The 17,107-nt window shown below is 65.6% G+C and carries 13 protein-coding genes; 5 read left to right on the top strand and 8 right to left on the bottom strand.

Translation table 11 applies throughout. The annotated features are described in order from the left end of the window. Nucleotides 1-77: 77 nt before the first annotated feature. The 3 genes from DEA8626_RS02755 to DEA8626_RS02745 all read right to left on the bottom strand — a co-directional run bounded on the left by DEA8626_RS02755 (nucleotide 78) and on the right by DEA8626_RS02745 (nucleotide 1,362). Nucleotides 78-575, bottom strand: a complete 498-nt coding sequence (locus tag DEA8626_RS02755; RefSeq protein WP_108851531.1) for a MarR family winged helix-turn-helix transcriptional regulator — start codon at nucleotides 573-575, stop codon at nucleotides 78-80. A gap of 80 nt (nucleotides 576-655) precedes the next feature. After that, nucleotides 656-904 carry a succinate dehydrogenase assembly factor 2 gene (locus tag DEA8626_RS02750; protein ID WP_438502430.1) on the bottom strand — a complete coding sequence of 83 codons (249 nt, stop codon included), beginning with the start codon at nucleotides 902-904 and terminating at the stop codon, nucleotides 656-658. A gap of 35 nt (nucleotides 905-939) precedes the next feature. Continuing rightward, nucleotides 940-1,362 (bottom strand): helix-turn-helix domain-containing protein, encoded by a 423-nt coding sequence (locus DEA8626_RS02745; protein ID WP_108851529.1) that lies wholly within the window; start codon nucleotides 1,360-1,362, stop codon nucleotides 940-942. Nucleotides 1,363-1,446: 84 nt separating this feature from the next. Between DEA8626_RS02745 and DEA8626_RS02740 the strand changes: the two genes are divergently transcribed. After that, nucleotides 1,447-2,649, top strand: a complete 1,203-nt coding sequence (locus DEA8626_RS02740; RefSeq protein ID WP_108851528.1) for a pyridoxal phosphate-dependent aminotransferase — start codon at nucleotides 1,447-1,449, stop codon at nucleotides 2,647-2,649. A gap of 4 nt (nucleotides 2,650-2,653) precedes the next feature. Here DEA8626_RS02740 and DEA8626_RS02735 read toward each other — a convergent pair whose 3' ends face one another. Beyond that, a complete protein-coding gene (locus DEA8626_RS02735; protein WP_181366339.1) occupies nucleotides 2,654-3,544 on the bottom strand; it encodes a LysR family transcriptional regulator in 891 nt (296 codons plus the stop codon). Between the two features lie 85 nt (nucleotides 3,545-3,629). Here DEA8626_RS02735 and DEA8626_RS02730 point away from each other — a divergent pair, with 85 nt between their 5' ends. Both DEA8626_RS02730 and DEA8626_RS02725 read left to right on the top strand, forming a co-directional pair. Then, nucleotides 3,630-4,250, top strand: coding sequence for a class I SAM-dependent methyltransferase (locus tag DEA8626_RS02730; RefSeq protein ID WP_108851526.1), 621 nt, complete (start codon nucleotides 3,630-3,632; stop codon nucleotides 4,248-4,250). A gap of 67 nt (nucleotides 4,251-4,317) precedes the next feature. Beyond that, complete coding sequence (locus DEA8626_RS02725; RefSeq protein WP_108851525.1) at nucleotides 4,318-4,734, top strand: hypothetical protein; 417 nt, start codon at nucleotides 4,318-4,320, stop codon at nucleotides 4,732-4,734. Here DEA8626_RS02725 and DEA8626_RS02720 read toward each other — a convergent pair whose 3' ends face one another. From DEA8626_RS02720 to DEA8626_RS02705, 4 genes are all read right to left on the bottom strand, one after another. Next, nucleotides 4,735-6,114 (bottom strand): MATE family efflux transporter, encoded by a 1,380-nt coding sequence (locus DEA8626_RS02720; RefSeq protein WP_108851524.1) that lies wholly within the window; start codon nucleotides 6,112-6,114, stop codon nucleotides 4,735-4,737. Nucleotides 6,115-6,179: 65 nt separating this feature from the next. Continuing rightward, nucleotides 6,180-6,716 carry a GNAT family N-acetyltransferase gene (locus DEA8626_RS02715; protein ID WP_181366338.1) on the bottom strand — a complete coding sequence of 179 codons (537 nt, stop codon included), beginning with the start codon at nucleotides 6,714-6,716 and terminating at the stop codon, nucleotides 6,180-6,182. Between the two features lie 174 nt (nucleotides 6,717-6,890). Then, on the bottom strand, nucleotides 6,891-7,979 hold the full coding sequence (ppk2, locus tag DEA8626_RS02710; RefSeq protein WP_108851522.1) for a polyphosphate kinase 2: 1,089 nt from the start codon (nucleotides 7,977-7,979) through the stop codon (nucleotides 6,891-6,893). Nucleotides 7,980-8,068: 89 nt separating this feature from the next. Further along, on the bottom strand, nucleotides 8,069-8,482 hold the full coding sequence (locus tag DEA8626_RS02705) for a c-type cytochrome (RefSeq protein WP_181366337.1): 414 nt from the start codon (nucleotides 8,480-8,482) through the stop codon (nucleotides 8,069-8,071). Nucleotides 8,483-8,684: 202 nt separating this feature from the next. On the opposite strand from DEA8626_RS02705, the gene DEA8626_RS02700 reads away from it, so the two are divergent. Both DEA8626_RS02700 and DEA8626_RS02695 read left to right on the top strand, forming a co-directional pair. Further along, nucleotides 8,685-9,344 carry a glutathione S-transferase family protein gene (locus DEA8626_RS02700; RefSeq protein WP_108851520.1) on the top strand — a complete coding sequence of 220 codons (660 nt, stop codon included), beginning with the start codon at nucleotides 8,685-8,687 and terminating at the stop codon, nucleotides 9,342-9,344. Between the two features lie 689 nt (nucleotides 9,345-10,033). Beyond that, nucleotides 10,034-17,107, top strand: a complete 7,074-nt coding sequence (locus DEA8626_RS02695; RefSeq protein ID WP_181366336.1) for a CLIPPER-2 domain-containing protein — start codon at nucleotides 10,034-10,036, stop codon at nucleotides 17,105-17,107.

Below are 17,107 nucleotides of genomic sequence, written 5' to 3'. Positions count from 1 at the left end.
GGCTTCCGCGCCACGAGGCGACCGCGCGCGGCGCTGCTCGACCGCCACGGCGGATCCGCCGCGTGTCGGCCGCCGGCTCAGTAGATGTAGCGGATCTGGTCGGTCCAGAAGCGTTCCAGGCGCCGCAGATGCCCGTTCACCTCCCTGGACGCGGATAAGCCGATGAGGCCCTTGCTCTCCATCACCTCGGCATGGCGCCCGAAGAGCGCCGCCACCGCCTGGCGCACCGCGATGCCCTTGTCGGTCAGCCGCACGCGGACCGAGCGGCGGTCGACCTCGCAGCGTTCGTGGTGCATGTAGCCCGCCTCGACGAGCTTCTTGAGGTTGTAGCTGACGTTGGAGCCCTGGTAGTAGCCCCGGCTCTTCAGTTCGCCTGCCGTCACCTCGGCCTCGCCGATATTGAAGAGAAGAAGCGCCTGGACCGCGTTGATCTCCAGTTGGCCCAGCCTCTCGAACTCGTCCTTGATCACGTCGAGCAGGAGCCGGTGCAAGCGCTCCACCAGCCCCAGCGTTTCAAGATATGGGGCCATCAGGCCGGCCTCGCCGCCCTCCGGCACCTGCGCGTGAATCGTCATCTCACACTCTCCGCCCGTTATTCGCTGGGCGGCAGGATGGGCGGAAAGGGCAAACTTTCAGTTAAATCCGCTGCGCCGTCTCAGGCGGCGCCGGCGCGGCCCTCGCGCACGGGATCGGCCGCGAAGCGGGCGATGCGGGCGACGAGCCCCGCGAAGTGGCCGGGCGCGGGCGCGGTGCCCGTCATCCAAGCGTAGAGGTCCTGGTCATTCTCGGCCAGAAGCGCGTCGTAGAGGCGAAGCTCGTCCTCTGCCATTGCGGCGAGATGGGCCCCGGCGTAGGGACCGAGGATCAGGTCCATCTCCTTCGTGCCGCGACGCGCGCTGCGCATCGCCAGACGCTTGAGCCGCGCCTCGCCCGTTTCGCTCACGCGGCGTCCCGGCTGCTGCCCTGACGCAGCTTCTTCTCCAGCCGGCCAAGCCGTCCGGTCATCGCCGTCATCGCGGCGCGCAATTCGCGGATCTCGGCCAGAACGCCCTTCACATGCGCGCTATCAGTACTGTCCTCGGCCGGCGGTTCCACACCGTCGCCCTCACCGGTCAAGAGCCACATGAGCGACACGCCGAGCATCCCGGCCAGCATCTGCAGCCGGTTGGCGCGCGGCTCTTTCGCATCGGCCTCCCAATGCTCGACCACGCGGGTCTTTACGCCGAGACGTGCGGCAAGCTCGGCCTGGCTGAGCCCGGCTGCTTCGCGCGCCGCGGCGAGGCGGTCTCCGAAGGTCGCAGCGTCGTTGCTGAACCAGTTTTCGGTCGCATCGGTCGAGTTATCGAGCGTGTCGGTTGTCATCGCATCCTCGCTGAAGTCGCTTGTCGGAGAGTCGCGCGCAATCTATGACATGGCCCCGGCGATTACAAACCGGAGTTCCGACCAATGCCGTTCATTTCCGACACTCTGGCCCGCGTGAAGCCGTCGCCGACCATCGCGGTGACGACCAAGGCGGCCGAGCTGAAGGCGGCGGGCCGTGACGTGATCGGCCTCGGCGCGGGCGAGCCGGACTTCGATACGCCGGACAACATCAAGGCCGCCGCCAAGCGGGCGATCGACGCGGGCAAGACCAAGTATACCGCCGTCGACGGCATCCCCGAGCTGAAAGAGGCGATCTGCCGGAAGTTCAAGCGCGAGAACGGGTTGGACTACACTTCCGGGCAGATCACGGTAGGCACGGGCGGCAAGCAGGTGCTCTACAACGCGCTCATGGCGACCTTGAATCCGGGCGACGAGGTGATCATCCCCGCGCCCTACTGGGTGAGCTATCCAGACATGGTGCTTCTGGCGGGCGGCACGCCGGTTCCGGTCGTGGCGGGAATCGAGACGGATTTCAAGCTGACGGCGGACCAGCTCGCAGGCGCGATCACGCCGAAGACGAAGTGGTTCATCTTCAACTCGCCTTCGAATCCCACGGGTGCGGGCTATTCGGCGGCCGAGCTGAAGGCGCTGACCGACGTGCTGATGCGCCATCCGCATGTCTGGGTGATGTCGGACGACATGTACGAACACCTCGTCTTCGACGATTTTGAGTTCGTGACGCCGGCCGAGGTGGAGCCGGGTCTCTACGAGCGGACTCTGACCTGCAACGGCGTATCGAAGGCCTATGCAATGACCGGCTGGCGGATCGGCTATGCGGGCGGACCCGCCGACCTCATCAAGGCGATGCGGACGATCCAGTCGCAATCGACGTCGAATCCCTGCTCGGTTGCGCAACATGCCGCCGTAGAGGCGCTGACGGGCCCGCAAGACTTTCTGGCCGAGAACCGCGCGCTTTTCCAGCGCCGCCGCGATCTCGTCGTGTCGATGCTGAACCAGGCCAAGGGCATCACCTGCCCGCGGCCCGAGGGCGCGTTCTACGTCTATCCCGATATTTCGGGCTGCATCGGCACGACCTCGACCGGGGGTGCTGCGATCACCGACGACGAAGCCTTCGCGACTGCGCTTCTGGAGGAAAACGGCGTCGCCGTCGTCTTCGGCGCAGCCTTCGGCCTGTCGCCGAATTTCCGGGTCAGCTACGCGACCTCGGAGGACGCACTGGAAGAGGCCTGCCGGCGCATTCAGAGCTTCTGCGCGGGGCTGCGCTGAACGCCTACCAGCGCTCCATCTCCTCGGCGAGCAGGTCGTAGACCAGCCGGATCCGGCGGCTGGTGTGCAGCTCGCGGTGTGTCGTCAGCCAGACCGGCACCGGGATCGGCTCGAAATCCGGCAGGATCCGCTCGACGCCGGGCGTCAGCGCCGCTATCTCGCGCACCATCACGCCGATGGCGAGGCCCTGCCGCACCAGTTCCCAGCCGACGAGCGTGTTCGTGCAGAACAAGCGGAAGTTCTGCTCGGTGACATGAAGCCCGTGCCGGTTCAGGACCTCGACCATGCGATCGGAACGGTCGACGCCTACGAAGAGCGCGCCGGTCAGGTCCCGGACGGAGCGCGGCCGCCCGTGGCGGCTGAGATAGTCGGGCGCGGCGTAGATATGGGCGACGCTGTCGCGGACCAGTTTCGCGATCAGCTCTGGCTCGGTCGGGCGGACATGACGGATGGCGATGTCGGCCTCGCGGCGGCGGAGATCGCTGAGCTCGTTCGAAACGACGATCTCCACCTCGATCCCGGGTGCCACGCGCTGCAACCGCTCGAGCGCGGCGGGCAGAAGATAGGCCGCAACCGAGTCGCTCGCGCTGATCCGCACGCGACCCTCGATCGCCTGACTCTGCCCCGTAGCGGTGAGCGAAATCCGGCTCGCCGCGTCGCCCATCGCCCGGACATGATCGAGAAGCTCCAGTCCCGGCTGGGTGAGGACGAGCGACTTGCCCACCCGCTCGAACAAGGTCACCCCCAGCCCCTCCTCGAGCCCGGCGACTTGCCGGCCGAGCGTCGGCTGCGTCAGCCCGAGCGCCCGCGCGGCAGCCGAGAACGAACCCTCCTCGACCGTGGCCAGGAACGCCCGGACCTGGTTCCAGTCGAAGGAGACGGATCGCCAATCCATGCATTTCTGTATATAACGAATATGAATTTCTGCAATTTCCTTTGACGAGCCGCGGCTCTATCCCTCCTGCGCAAAGGAGACAGCCATGACGAATGCAAGCTTCTGGGACCGGATCGCGCCCAAATACGCGACCCATCCGATCAAGGACACGACCGCCTACGAGCATACGCTCGACCGCACCCGCAGCTACCTGCATGAAGACGACCGAATTCTCGAAATCGGCTGCGGCACCGGCAGCACCGCGCTCTTGTTGGCGGAGAACGTCGCCCATGTGACAGCGAGCGACTATGCCGAGGGCATGGTCGCCATCGGGCGGCAGAAGGCGCGCGACCAGGCGGTGGGCAATATCGACTTCGTGCGCGCCAGCCTTGAAGACGGCGCCCTGCCCGACGGCCCCTATGATGCGGTGATGGCCTTCAACCTTCTCCACCTCCTGCGCGACCCCGGGGACGCGGCGAGAAATGTGTACGGGCTTCTGAAACCCGGCGGGCTCTTCATCTCCAAGACGCCGTGCCTCTGCGGGATCTTCCGCGCGCTGTGGCTTCCAGGCACGGTCATGCGCGCGCTGGGCAAGTGGCCCGGTATCCGGTTCTTCAATCCGGCCTGGCTGGAACGCACGATCGCGGCCCAGGGCTTCGAGATCGTGGAATCCGGCGATTTCCCGAAGACCCCGCCCCGGCGCTACATCGTGGCGCGCAAGCGCTGACGCAGTCTCGCTTTGACACCGGTTCCGGCTCTACCTAGTTTGGCCGAAACGCCCCGGGGCCGGTGCCATGTCAGATATTCCCGACTACTATTTCCGAATCCGAGAGAACGGCGCGGCGGTCTTTCGCGTGGATACGGAAAACCGCCAGCGGCGGATCGAGATGGACCAGATCGCCGTCGTCAACGTGAAGAACGGCGAGGTCAGGGCGCACGGCGACCGCGAGCTTTCGCCCAAGGACATGGAGGTCATCCGCGACTGGCTGACCCGGCGCGTCGAACGGCTCGCCCGGCGCGACATCGACGACATCCACCGCGCGGTCGACCATCTGAACCTGACCGCGCAATGGGCGCAGTCGAGGGCCACGGACGAGCAGCTCGAAGAGGTGACGGACGTGCTCCTTCTGGCCATGCACGACCTGCGCACCGTGCTCGTCAGGAAGAAGTCCGAACGGCTGGTGCAGACCGAGGATCGCGCGAAAGGCTGATCACGCCTTCACCGCCCATCCTGCCGGAACCCCGCGCCCCCAGCGCGCCCAGAACCGCCAGGTCAGAAGGACCGCCGCGACCGCGAGCCCGATCGTGAGCCCGAGCCACAGCCCGACCCCGCCAAGCCCCATCGGGAAGGCCATGACGTAGCTCGCGGGGATGCCGATGATCCAGTAGCTCACCGCGCTGATCCACAAAGGGCCCTGCGTGTCCTGCACGCCGCGCAGGAGCCCGAGTGCCATGACCTGCGCCGCATCGAACATCTGAAAAAGCGCCGCGACCGCCAGAAGCACGACACCGAAGGCAAGAATGGCGTCGGTACCCGGCTTCGTCTCGTCGAGGAAGAGGCCCACGATCGGCCCCGGCAGCGTCAGGAACACCGCGACCACAACAAGCCCGAAAACCATCGACAGCGCGATCGCCGTCACCGCCCCGTCGCGCAGCTTTCTGAGGTCCCGCTCGCCCTCTGCCCGGCCCGCCCGCACCGTTGCCGCGCTCGAGAGCCCGAGATGGACCATGAACGCGAGGGCCGCGACCTCGAGCGCGATGCCGTGCGCGGCAAGCTGGATTGTGCCGACCCAGCCCATCATCAGCGCCGAGGCGTTGAAGAGTCCGCCTTCCGCGAGCCCGGTGAGCCCCACTGGCCAGCCGAGACGCCACACCTGCGCGAAGGCGGGCCAGTCCGGCCGCCAGAAGCGCTGAAAGAGGTGAAACCGCGCCAATTCGGGCTTTTGCGCCGCATAGACCATCAGGATCGCCATGGTTGCGACCTGGGTCACCAGCGTCGCGATCGCCGCGCCGCGCACGCCGAGTTCCGGCGCACCCCAGTTGCCGAAGATCAGCATCCAGTTGAGAACGACGTTCACCACCGCGCCCGAGAGCGTCGCCCAGAGCACGATCTGCGTGCGTTCAAGAGCCGACAGGTAGCTCTTGAGCGTGTTGAGGAGAAGCGCCGGGATCATCCCGAACCCCGCGATCCTGAGATAGTCCTGCGCGAGCGCCGCGAGGGCCGGATCCTGTCCGAGCAGGACGAGTATCGGCCCCGACCACCACAGGATCGGCAGGACGACGACGCCGAAGAGAATCGAGTGCCACATCGTCATTCGGGTGTCGCGCCTGACCTGGGTTTCGTCGCCCCGGCCGAGGGCGGAGGCGACCATGCCCGCGACGGCGATCGAGTAGCCCGCGCCGAGAATGAAGAGGATGAAGAAGGTCGACGCGCCGAGGACGACCGAGGCCAGCGCCTCGACCCCGTACCAGCCGAGCATCACCGTATCGGTGACATGCAGGATCATCTGCGCGAGGTTCGAGCCGACGAGCGGCAGACCCAGCACAAGAAGCGCCCGCACATGGGCACGGTATGTCAGCCGTTCCGTCATCCCCGTGCCTTACGCCCGGCGGCGGGCAACGTCCAGACTGGCCGGCTGGGGCCCGGAATCGGGGCTCAGGAAATGCGACCGGGCGGGTCGAGACGGCGGGCGGCGGCAGCCTCGGGCGGCAGGGGTCGGCCGACATGGGATTGCACGATGCCCGGGTCCATGTCGGGAACCGGGGTAAATCCCGCACGTTCCGAGATCCGGCGGATCGGCTCGTTCGTGCGCAGGTAGACGATCCAGATCTCCCACACGCCACGCTTGCGGCACTCCCTCAGCGCCTTGTCGAACAAGGCCGAGCCGATGCCCGCGTCGCGGTCGCCCTCCTCGACCGAGAGGGCGATTTCAGCAACGGGACGGCGGCCGGGGCGGATATGGACCTCGGCGATGCCCACGACGCGGCCCCGCCGCCAGGCATGGATGACGGCGGCGGCAGCGGTCGTCTCGGCGTAGCGCCAGACCGCGCTGTCCGACGTGGCGCTGAGGAACCTGTTCTGACGCGAGTCGGGGCCAAGCCGCAAAAGATGCGCGCCCAAATTCAGGCGGCAGTCGAGGTCCACCGGAGAGCGGACCGACAGATCGAGACCAGCGAGAAGTGGGCCGGGCATGAGTTCAGCTCCGTTTCTGCGCACGCATTGCTGCGGCGCGGCAAACATGGAGGCAGTTGTCCAAGATTGGAATGGCAATGCCGCAACGTAAGCGGAAAGGCGACCGCGTGGCGCGGTCACTGCACCTAAAATCAAGGCATCTGCCGCAATTTCGGGCGGCAGATGCCAATGAAATCAGCGCGTCTTCTCGCCGGCGTCACCGCCATTCGGGGACGGCGCCTTGCGCCGGGGCGCGCGTGGGCTGGCAGGCTTGGCTTCGGAATTGCGCGGCGTGCGCCGCATCTCGGGATGCAGCGATGCCCCGAGGATGTGATCCGACCCATGAACGACATGGGTCGCCCGGCCGACGATCAGAGCATCTGGCCCCTGCACGATCTCGCAGTCCTTTCCGGGATAGTCGAGCGAGGCGAGGAAGTGGCGCATGCAGTTCAGCCGTGCGCGCTTCTTGTCGTTTGACTTGACGATCGACCAGGGCGCATCGGCGGTGTCGGTGTAGAAGAACATCGCCTCCTTGGCCTCGGTATAGTCGTCCCACTTGTCCAAGGACGCCTTGTCGATCGGCGACAGTTTCCAGCGCTTCAGGGGATCGGTCTCGCGGCTCTCGAAGCGGCGGCGCTGCTCGGGCCGGGTGACGGAGAACCAGTATTTGTAAAGCCGGATGCCCGACCGGACGAGCATCCGTTCGAACTCGGGCGCCTGACGCATGAATTCGAGGTACTCGTTCGGCGAGCAGAACCCCATGACCCGCTCGACGCCCGCGCGGTTGTACCAGGAACGGTCGTAGAACACCATTTCGCCCGCGGTCGGCAGATGCTCGATGTAGCGCTGGAAGAACCATTGGCCCTTCTCGGATTCCGAGGGCTTGTTGAGCGCCACCACACGGGCGAAGCGCGGGTTCAGGTGTTCCATGAAACGCTTGATCGTGCCGCCCTTGCCGGCGGCGTCCCGGCCCTCGAAGAGGATCACGAATTTCTGGCCGGTCTCCAGCGCCCATTTCTGGACCTTCAGAAGCTCTGCCTGAAGCCGCGCCTTCTCAGCCTCGTAGGTCTTGCGCGCCATCTTGCGCGCATAGGGATAGCGGCCGCTTTCGAAGGCGTGACGGATCGCGTCGGAATCCACCACAGGAAACGACTTAACGCCTTCGCCTGTCGTGGCGCCATCCACCGAATCCACCGTCGCCTCTAAAGCCGGCGCATCGCTCTTGACAGGTTTCGCAGCTTCATTCTCTTCGATCTCGCCCTTTGCCGGTCGCGATGACTCCATGCGGCATCCTCCACTCAACTTGAGTTCGAAGCATACAGTACAGGGCGGAAATCAGCCTTGATCCGGGTCAAAGGAAGTGTTTTTCGGCCCTATTCGCTCTGAAGAGACTGCAGGTAATAGACGACGGCGAGAATTCGGCCCTGCGTGACGGCCATCGCGTCTCGCGGATTGCTGGCCGGGTCGGCCATCTCATGCGCCATGAAATACTCACCCCAGATCGGCATCTTGGAATAGCCGTGCCCCGTGATCTCGCGCCGGCCGTCGATGGACTGGTACACTGCGTCGAAGGGGTAGACCCCGCCGTTATCCTTGGCGAGCGTCGTGAGGTTACGCGGCTTCTGATCGAACAGTTCGGCTACGATCCCGTCCCCCGCGCCGGTCTCGCCGTGACAGACGACGCAGCGGTCCTGGAAAATCTCCTGACCGATCGCCGCATCCTGGGCTGCGGCCCCGGTCACGCAAAGCGCCAGCGCAATAGTCGAATGGAAAATCGATTTCAGCATATTCTGCTCCTCCACATCCAAAACAAGCCCAGTCTCGATTGAACCCGGATCGGACGCATTGACGCGCATCAGGGGGTGCCCGTCTGCGCTTCAGCCTGCCTCGCCGCCCGTCCGAAGCCCCGGCAAAACCGCCAAGGGGACTATCCAGCGCCCGCGCTTCGCGTTAGCCATGAAGGCATCCCTTCACATCCGGAGGCTCGCCATGCTCACTATCTACGGCGTCTACCGCAGCCGCGCCGCGCGCAATTTCTGGCTGCTCGAGGAATTCGACATGGAGTTCGAGCATGTGCCGGTGATCCAGGCCTACCGCCTGCCCGACCCCGAGGCCGAGAACGCACCTTTCAACACGCAGTCGCCCGGTTTCCTGTCGGTCAGCCCGGCGGGCGCGGTGCCGGTCCTGAAGGACGGCGATTTCGTCCTGTCGGAATCGCTCGCGATGAACCACTACATCGCGCGCAAGGGGGGCGGCGCGCTCGCCCCGGCCGACGACAAGGAGACCGCGCTGATGGAGCAATGGGCGCTCTACGGCATGACCGCGATCGAGGCGCATGCACTCGCCATCATGTACGTCCATGCCGAGGGCCGGGCGAAGACGCCCGGGGGAGAGGCTGAGATCACCGCCGAGACGGGACGGCTCCGCCGCCCGCTCGCCGTCCTCGATTCGCATCTGAGGGAACACGGCCACATGGTCGGCGGCCGCTTCACCGTGGCGGACATCAACATGGCCGAGATCGTGCGCTACGCCCAGGCCGAGCCGGGACTGGTCGACCTTTACCCCGCCGTCGCCAAGTGGCTCGCCAACTGCCACGCAAGGCCCGCCTTCAAGGCGATGTGGGAACGGCGGCTGGCCGAGCCGGCGTGACCGGGGGACACTCCCCGGCCTCCGAGGCGGAATGACCGCTTTGAGCCCAATCTGACCAATGCTGCGCGACGATCGAACTGGTGCGAAGCGCGCATAGCGGCCATTGGCCGTTGTATGGGCGGCCCCGACCCGCCAGTGGCGTCGACTGGGTTGGCGCGTGCCGGCATAGACGACACAACCCTAAGGCGACATTTGGCGCGGATCTAATTAGCGCTGGGCGCCGCGCAGCTCGGCGAATCTGCGGAGATCCATCGGGAGGATGACGCATTGTGTGCCAAAAGCCCTGACCATTAGCTGACCGCGCGCCGCACGTATCCCCGGAGCGGAAAATAGCAATTAGAATGCGCGGATCAGCGGGTCGGCGCAGCATTATGTTTCATATGGGTCGCATGACGCAATTTCTGTTTTGGCGACATCACAAAAGCTTGAGATCGTTCTTCATCTCTCCATAGATGTTCGACGTACGATTCGCTTCGTGGGGGATGTGTGTTTTGTTCGCATTGGTTGCTATTGCTCGTCGTTGGTGTTGTGGACATCCCTCCTCGATAACTGCAATTCTCAACCATCGCGAGAGTCAGCCCACACTTGGTGGTCGCCGGTCGTTGTCGGCCGTTCTTCGTGGTTTCGTTCTGATTTTCGCCGCGTTCGCGGCGACATGCGGGGGTTCGGGCCGGGTCGAAGCACAGGTCGTGGACTGGGTCCTCAACCTTGACGACATCGGTTCGGACCCGATCGCGGCCGGCGGGACCATCACCTATAACGTCCGGGTGGACAACAACGGCACCGGGGCCGCGCCGGCGACGACTCTCAATCTCGTCGTGCCGCCAACGACGCAGCTTCTGACCGCGACAGGCGGAATCACCGGGTGTGCGCCGATACCGACAGGCGTCGCCGGTCCGGGCGGCATCGCCGTGACCTGCAACGTGCCGCCACTCGTCGTCGACGCTACCACTGGCCTGACGCTGGGCGTCAGGACCACCGTCTCCGGCACCGTCGGGCTTCAGGCAAGCGTCCCGACGGCCGGCGACGTGAATAGCGCTAACAACGCAGCGACCGAGAACACCACCGTTCAGGCCGGTTCGGATTTCAGCCTGAACATCAGCGGCCCCGCGACGGCGTCGTCGGGCAGCACGGTAAGCTACGACCTGATCGCCACCAACAGCGGTCCGAACACGGCCACGTCCTTCACATTCAGTTTCCCGATTCCGAGCGGCGTCACCAATGTCACGCCGCCGTCGGGTTGCACGCAGTCGGCTTCGACCTATTCCTGCGTGATCGCAGGACCGATCGCGTCGGGGGCAAGCGTCACGCGGACCTTCAGCGGCCAGATCTCCGCAGCCGGCGGCTCCACCGTTACGGCGGCGGCGAGCGTCATTAACGTCTCACCCACCGATCCGATTCCGGCCAACAACACCGCGACCGCGGCCACGACCATCACCGGCGGCAGCGACGTGTCAATCGGTAAGAGCCGCTCGCCCGGCGGCACGCTTCTGGTAGGTGCGCCCGTCACCTTCAATCTGACGCCGCGATACACCGGCGACACGCCGACCGGGCTGACGGTGACGGACACGGTTCCCGCCAACTATACCCTGGGCGCCATCTCCGCGCCGGGCTGGAGCTGTTCGACCGCCGGCCAGACCGTCACCTGCATCCGCGCCAGCGGCGGGGCGGCTGGCGCGAACGTCTCGCTCGGCAACATCGTCATCAACGCAACCGCGGCAAGCGCGGGGACGCCGCCGGCGACAACCAACACGGCGACAATCGCCTCGGCCGGCCCTGCCGACCCAAACCTGACCAACAACAGCGCGAACGACGGCGGCGCGACGATCACCGCTCCGGTTGTCGACCTGCGCGCGAACAAGTCCGGGCCAAGCCCGGCGCTGGTCGTGGTCGGCAACAGCTACAACTTCTCGATCAGCACCTCGAACGTCGGCAATGCAGCCTTCTTCGGCACCGCTGTGATGACCGACAGCCTTCCTGCCGGACTGACCGTCACGAGTTACGGCCTTAACGGCTGGACCTGTTTGCCTGCCGCGAGCGTCGTCGGACCGGCGTCGATCACCTGTCAGCGGGTCTATACCTCCGGCGCGCCGCTTGCGCCGGGCGCAACGACGCCCGCAGTCACACTGACCACGACGGCGACCGGCACGGGCAGCATTGTCAACGGCATGACCGTCAGTTCACCAAACGCCAACATCGCCGACACCAATACGGCGAACGATACCGCCACCTATAGCGTCACCGGCTCTACCGGCCCCAATTCGGCTGACATCTCGGTGACGAAATCCGCGTCGCCGGGCTCGGTAGTCGCGGGCGACATCGAGACCTTTGCGATAGAGGTGGTGAATGCCGGGCCGCAGCCATCGGCAAACGTCAACGTGACCGACAACCTGACCGGGCTCATCAACAGCAATGCCGGAGCGACCGGGGCCGGTTTCGTCGGCGTCAGCGTCGCCGCCAACGCCGCTTCGGGCGTGAGCTGTTCCAGCAGCGCGGCGGGTTCGACCACCCGCCGCCTCAACTGCTCCATCGCAACGCTTCCGGTCTGCACCGCCGGGTCGACCTGTCCGGTCGTGACCGTGCAGGTTCGCCCCGGCGGCAATGCGGGCAGCCGCACGAACAGCGCCAATGCAACCTCGACCGCAACGGCGGATCCGAACCTCGGCAACAACACCGGGACTGCCTCCTATATGGTGACGCCGCGTGCAGATGTGACGGTGCAGAAGACCGCGAGCCCGGCCACGGCTGTGGCCGGGCAGAACCTGACTTATGTCGTGACTGCGCAGAACCTCGCGAACGGTCTGAGCGCGGCTGACAACGTGACCGTCACCGACACGCTTCCAGCCGGGCTGACCTTCATCTCCGCGACGCCTTCCACTGGCAGCTGCTCCGCCGCGCCGGCGGCGAATTCGACCACCGGGCCGGGCAACAACGCCGTCATCTGCAACCTCGGCACCATCTCCAACGGCGCGCAGCAGACGATTACCATCGTGGTCCGCCCCAACAACGTCACCCGCGGCACGACGATCACGAACAATGCCGCGGTGACGACATCGACGCCGGAAACCGATACGACCAACAACTCCGTCTCACGCGCGACACCTGTTGCCAACCCGGCTCTCGACCTCCAGGTTGGCAAGACCGAAAGCGTCGACCCAGTCGCGGTGGGCGACCTCACCGTCTACAGCCTGACGGTCACCAACAATGGACCATCCTCGGCCGAGAATGTGGTCGTGACCGACCAGATGCCGCCTGCGCTGATTTCCTACCAGTCACATACGGTTCCGGCCGGCGGAGTATGCTCTTCGGTGCCAGCGGCCAATTCCCTCGGCGGCACGCTGACCTGCTCTTTCGCGACGATCCCCTCTGGTCAGAGCCGCGTCATCACCATCACCGCGCGCGGCGACGCGAAGGGTACGGCTTCGAACCAGGTCTCGATCACATCGGACGAGATCGCGGCGGGTTTCGACACCGATCCGTTGAACAACTCCGATATCGAGAACACCACCGTGCGCACCAAGGCCGATGTCCAGGTCGTCAGCAAGACGCCCTCGTCCAACCCGGTCAACCTGCGCGATCCGTTCAACTTCGTGATCGTCGTGCGCAACAACACCGGACCGGGTCTGGATGAGGCCGACAACGTCCTTGTCTCGGACACGCTGCCTGCCAACATGCAGCTTACCGGCAATCCGAGCGCAGCCGTCGCATCCGGCAGCGCCAGCGCGACGTCGTGCACGGGCGCTTCCGGCGGCACCGCCTTTACCTGCGATCTGGGCACGATGACCAGCGGCGCGGTCGTCAACATAACCGTGCCGGTGCGCGTTATCGCGGTCTCGAGCCTGCCGCAGAGTTTCACCAACACCGCCTCGGTTGCGACCTCATCGCTCGATGTGAATCCGGCCAACAACAGCAATTCCGGCAACGTCGGCGTCGACTCCTCATCTCTTGCCGGCACCGTCTTCTACGATTTCAACGATAACGGCGCGATCAACGGCCCAGGCGATACGGGTCTGGGCGGCGTCACGATGACGCTGACCGGAACAGCCTTCGACGGAGCGCCGATTACGCAGACCGTGACCACGCAGCCGAATGGCAGCTATGTCTTCAACTACGTGCCGCAGGGCACCTACACGGTGACGCGCGGGACGGTTTCCGCCGCGAACGTGACAAACGGCACCAATACGCCCGGTACGGCGGGCGGAAGCGCTACGCCGACAACGATCGCTGGCGTCTCGCTCCCCTCCAACACCGCCGCGACGGGCTATCTGTTCGCCGTGGTGCCGACGGCGCGCGTCGGCATCGCCAAGGCGGTGCAATCCGGGCCGACGCCGAATGCCGACGGATCGTTCAACGTGACATTCCGTCTGAACGTCACGAACTTCAGCCTCGAGGCGCTGAATGCCATGCAGGTCAGCGATCCGCTGGCCGGGGCCGCGCCGTTCTTCGGCACGCATGCTTCGGTTGGCGCACCCGCGACGGACCCGCTGGCGCGCGGCACGTACACGATGCTCTCCGGGCCATCCGGCACCTGCGGCGGGCTCAACGGCGGCTTCAATGGCGCGGGCGCGCAGACCGTGGCTTCGGGCTTCACGCTCGCGGCGGGGGCGACGTGCCAGATCGACATCGCGCTTCGGGTGCAGCCCACGGTGCCGCAGCCGCCACTGCTGCCGTCCGGCGGACGTTACCAGAACCAGGCGACGGTGACAGGCACCGGCGCGCTCTCCGGTCAGACATCCGCCACCAACCCGCAGCTTCAGGACTTGTCCGACAACGGCACCAACCCGGACCCGAGCGGCAACGGTATCGCCAACGAACCTGGTGAAAACGATCCAACGCCGGTGAACCCGTCCTTCGCGCCAGCGATCGCCCTCATCAAGACGGCGGATACCAGCGGTATCTCAAACCCGCCGGTCGCGAATGAGACTGTGACCTACGCTTTCGCGATCACCAATACCGGGAACGTGACACTGACCAATGTCACCCTGACCGACATTCTGCCGGGCATCGTCATCACCGGCGGGCCGATCGCGAGCCTTGCGCCCGGCGTCACGGACACGACGACCTTTACCGCAACCTATGCCCTGACGCAGCCGGATGTCGATGCAGGGCAGGTGACGAACCAGGCGACCGCGACTGGCGACGATCCGTTCGACAATCCGGTTAGCGACCTTTCCGGCACGACGAACGGCGATGACATTCCGCTTGTCACGCCGTTGACGGCAGGACCCGCGATTACCCTGATCAAGACAGCGACGCCGAACTTTTCGAACCCGGTCGTGGTGGGCGATACGATCGCCTATGCCTTCACGATCCGGAACAGCGGCAACGTCACGCTGACAAATGTTACCCTGACCGACACTTTGCCTGGCATCGTGATCTCGGGCGGCCCGATCGCCTCTCTGGCGCCGGGGGCGACCGACAGCACGACCTTCACCGCTCTCTACACGCTTCAGCAGGCCGATCTTGATGCGCTCCAGGTGACGAACCAGGCGACCGCGACCGGCACGCCGCCATCGGGTCCGAACGTTAGCGACCTGTCGGGTGCTACGGCGGGCGACGACAATCCGACGGTGGTGCCGATCACCGCCGCCGCGGCCATCAACCTCGTCAAGACGGCGGATGACAGCGACTTCCTCGATGGTCCGGATCCCGGCGATCAGGTGCGCTACAGCTTCGCGATCACCAATACCGGCAATGTCACGCTGACAAACGTCACCCTGACCGACATTCTGCCGGGCATCGTGATTTCGGGCGGGCCGATTGCCTCGTTGGCGCCGCGCGCGACCGACACCACGACCTATTCCGCCACCTATGCGCCGACACCCGCCGACTTTACCGCGGGAACGGTCAACAACACCGCGACGGCGACCGGCTTCTATGGCCCTGGCGGCACCTTGAGCGTGACCGACGTTGACAGCGCCTCGGCCTTCGTCGTCGCCATCGACGCAAATCCGGAAGTCTTCCCGCCGTTCGCCACCAATGGCGGCACGACGACATCCATGCTGGCATCCGACACGGTACGCGGGGTTCCAGCGACGCTGTCGAACGTCACGATCACCGTGATAACGACCGATCCAGAGCTCACTCTCAATCCCGCGACGGGGCTCGTAACGCTTGCGTCCGACTCGCCGGCGGGCACCTACACCGTGACCTACGAGATCTGCTCTATCGCGCCGCCGGTGATCTGCGACCAGGCGACCGAAACGGTGGTGCAGCTTCCGCTGCCGGCGATCGAGGTGACGAAGACGCAGAATGTCGTCGACAACGGCGACGGTGTCACCGGGGTCGGCGACCGTGTCGACTATACGATCACCGTGGAGAACACTGGCAATACGCCGTTGACCAATGTCGCGCTGACCGATGCGCTGACAAGTCTAACGGGCACCCCGCTGTCGCTCGACAGCGGGCCGACATTCACCACGGCGTCGGCGGGTTCGCCGGCGGGCGATCTTCAGATCGCCGAGACGGCGACCTATACCGCGAGCTATACGCTGACTATCGCATCGGTCACAGATGGCGGCGTGTCGAATACCGCCACCGCCACCGCGCTGCCGATCTACGGCCCGGGGGTCATTGGCACGCCTTCGCCGATCAGCGATGTGTCTGACAACGGCGTGGACTCGGACGGCAACACCACCGACGATCCGACCGTTCTGCGGGTCAGCGCATCGCTTGCGCCCAATGGCCTGACGGTGACCAAGACCACCCCGCGCGGCGTCGTCGAGCGGGGCAGTGTGGTGCCCTATACGATCACGGTGCGCAATGACAATCCGGTGGTCTCGGGCACGCTGAACATCGTCGATGCCCTGCCGCCGGGCTTCCTCTACGTCGCCAACAGCGCCACACTGGGCGGTGCGCCCTATCCGGTGCGGGTGGCGGGCCGGATCGTTACCTGGCCGAATGTGCCGGTGCCCCCTTTGACGACCGTGATTGCAACCGTTTCGGCCCGCGTGCTGACCGGGGCAGAGCCGGGCGAACACGTGAACACCGTAACCATCCGCAACCCGGCGACGAACGGCCTTCTGGCCGCGCCCGCGACCGCCACGGTGCGCATCCTGCCCGAGCCGGTCTTTGATTGCGGCGACGTGATCGGCAAGGTCTTCGACGACAGGAACCGCGACGGCTACCAGAACGCTCCGGGGCCGAGGCCGATCACCAATGACGACTATATCGCGGCGGGCAAGTACGGCGGCAAGTATGGGGTGGCGCCGGCTGCCGCGGAAACCTACGGCGAGCCGGGCATTCCCGGCGCGCGGCTGGCGGGCGTCGATGGCACGATCATCACCACCGACGAGTATGGCCGCTTCCATGTGCCCTGCGCGATGTTGCCCGTCGACCGTGGGTCGAACTTCATCCTGAAGCTCGACACCCGTTCGTTGCCCGCGGGCTACCGGCTGACGACGGAGAACCCGCGCGTTGTCCGGCTCACGCGCGGCAAGATGACCGAGATGAACTTCGGGGTGGCGATCACCAGGGTGGTGCGGCTCGATCTCAACGACCGTGCCTTCGTCGCCGATGCCGCCGGCAAGGCGGCGCTGTCGCCCGCGCTGGTCAAGGGCATCGCGACACTGCTGCCGCGGATCGCCGGTGAGGCCGCAAACCTCAGGCTCGTCTACCACCTGCCGAAATACGCGGAGACAGAAGATGCGGAACGGGCGCGCGGGCTGATGCGGCTGGTCGAATCGCACATCCGCGAGACGTGGCGTGACGTGGGACGTGTGAAGCTGACGATCGAGAAGACGATCGTCAGGACTGGTGATTAA

The sequence above is a fragment of the Defluviimonas aquaemixtae genome, from assembly GCF_900302475.1.
Classification (GTDB): Bacteria; Pseudomonadota; Alphaproteobacteria; order Rhodobacterales; family Rhodobacteraceae; genus Albidovulum; species Albidovulum aquaemixtae.
This window is presented reverse-complemented; position numbering and strand designations above follow the sequence as displayed.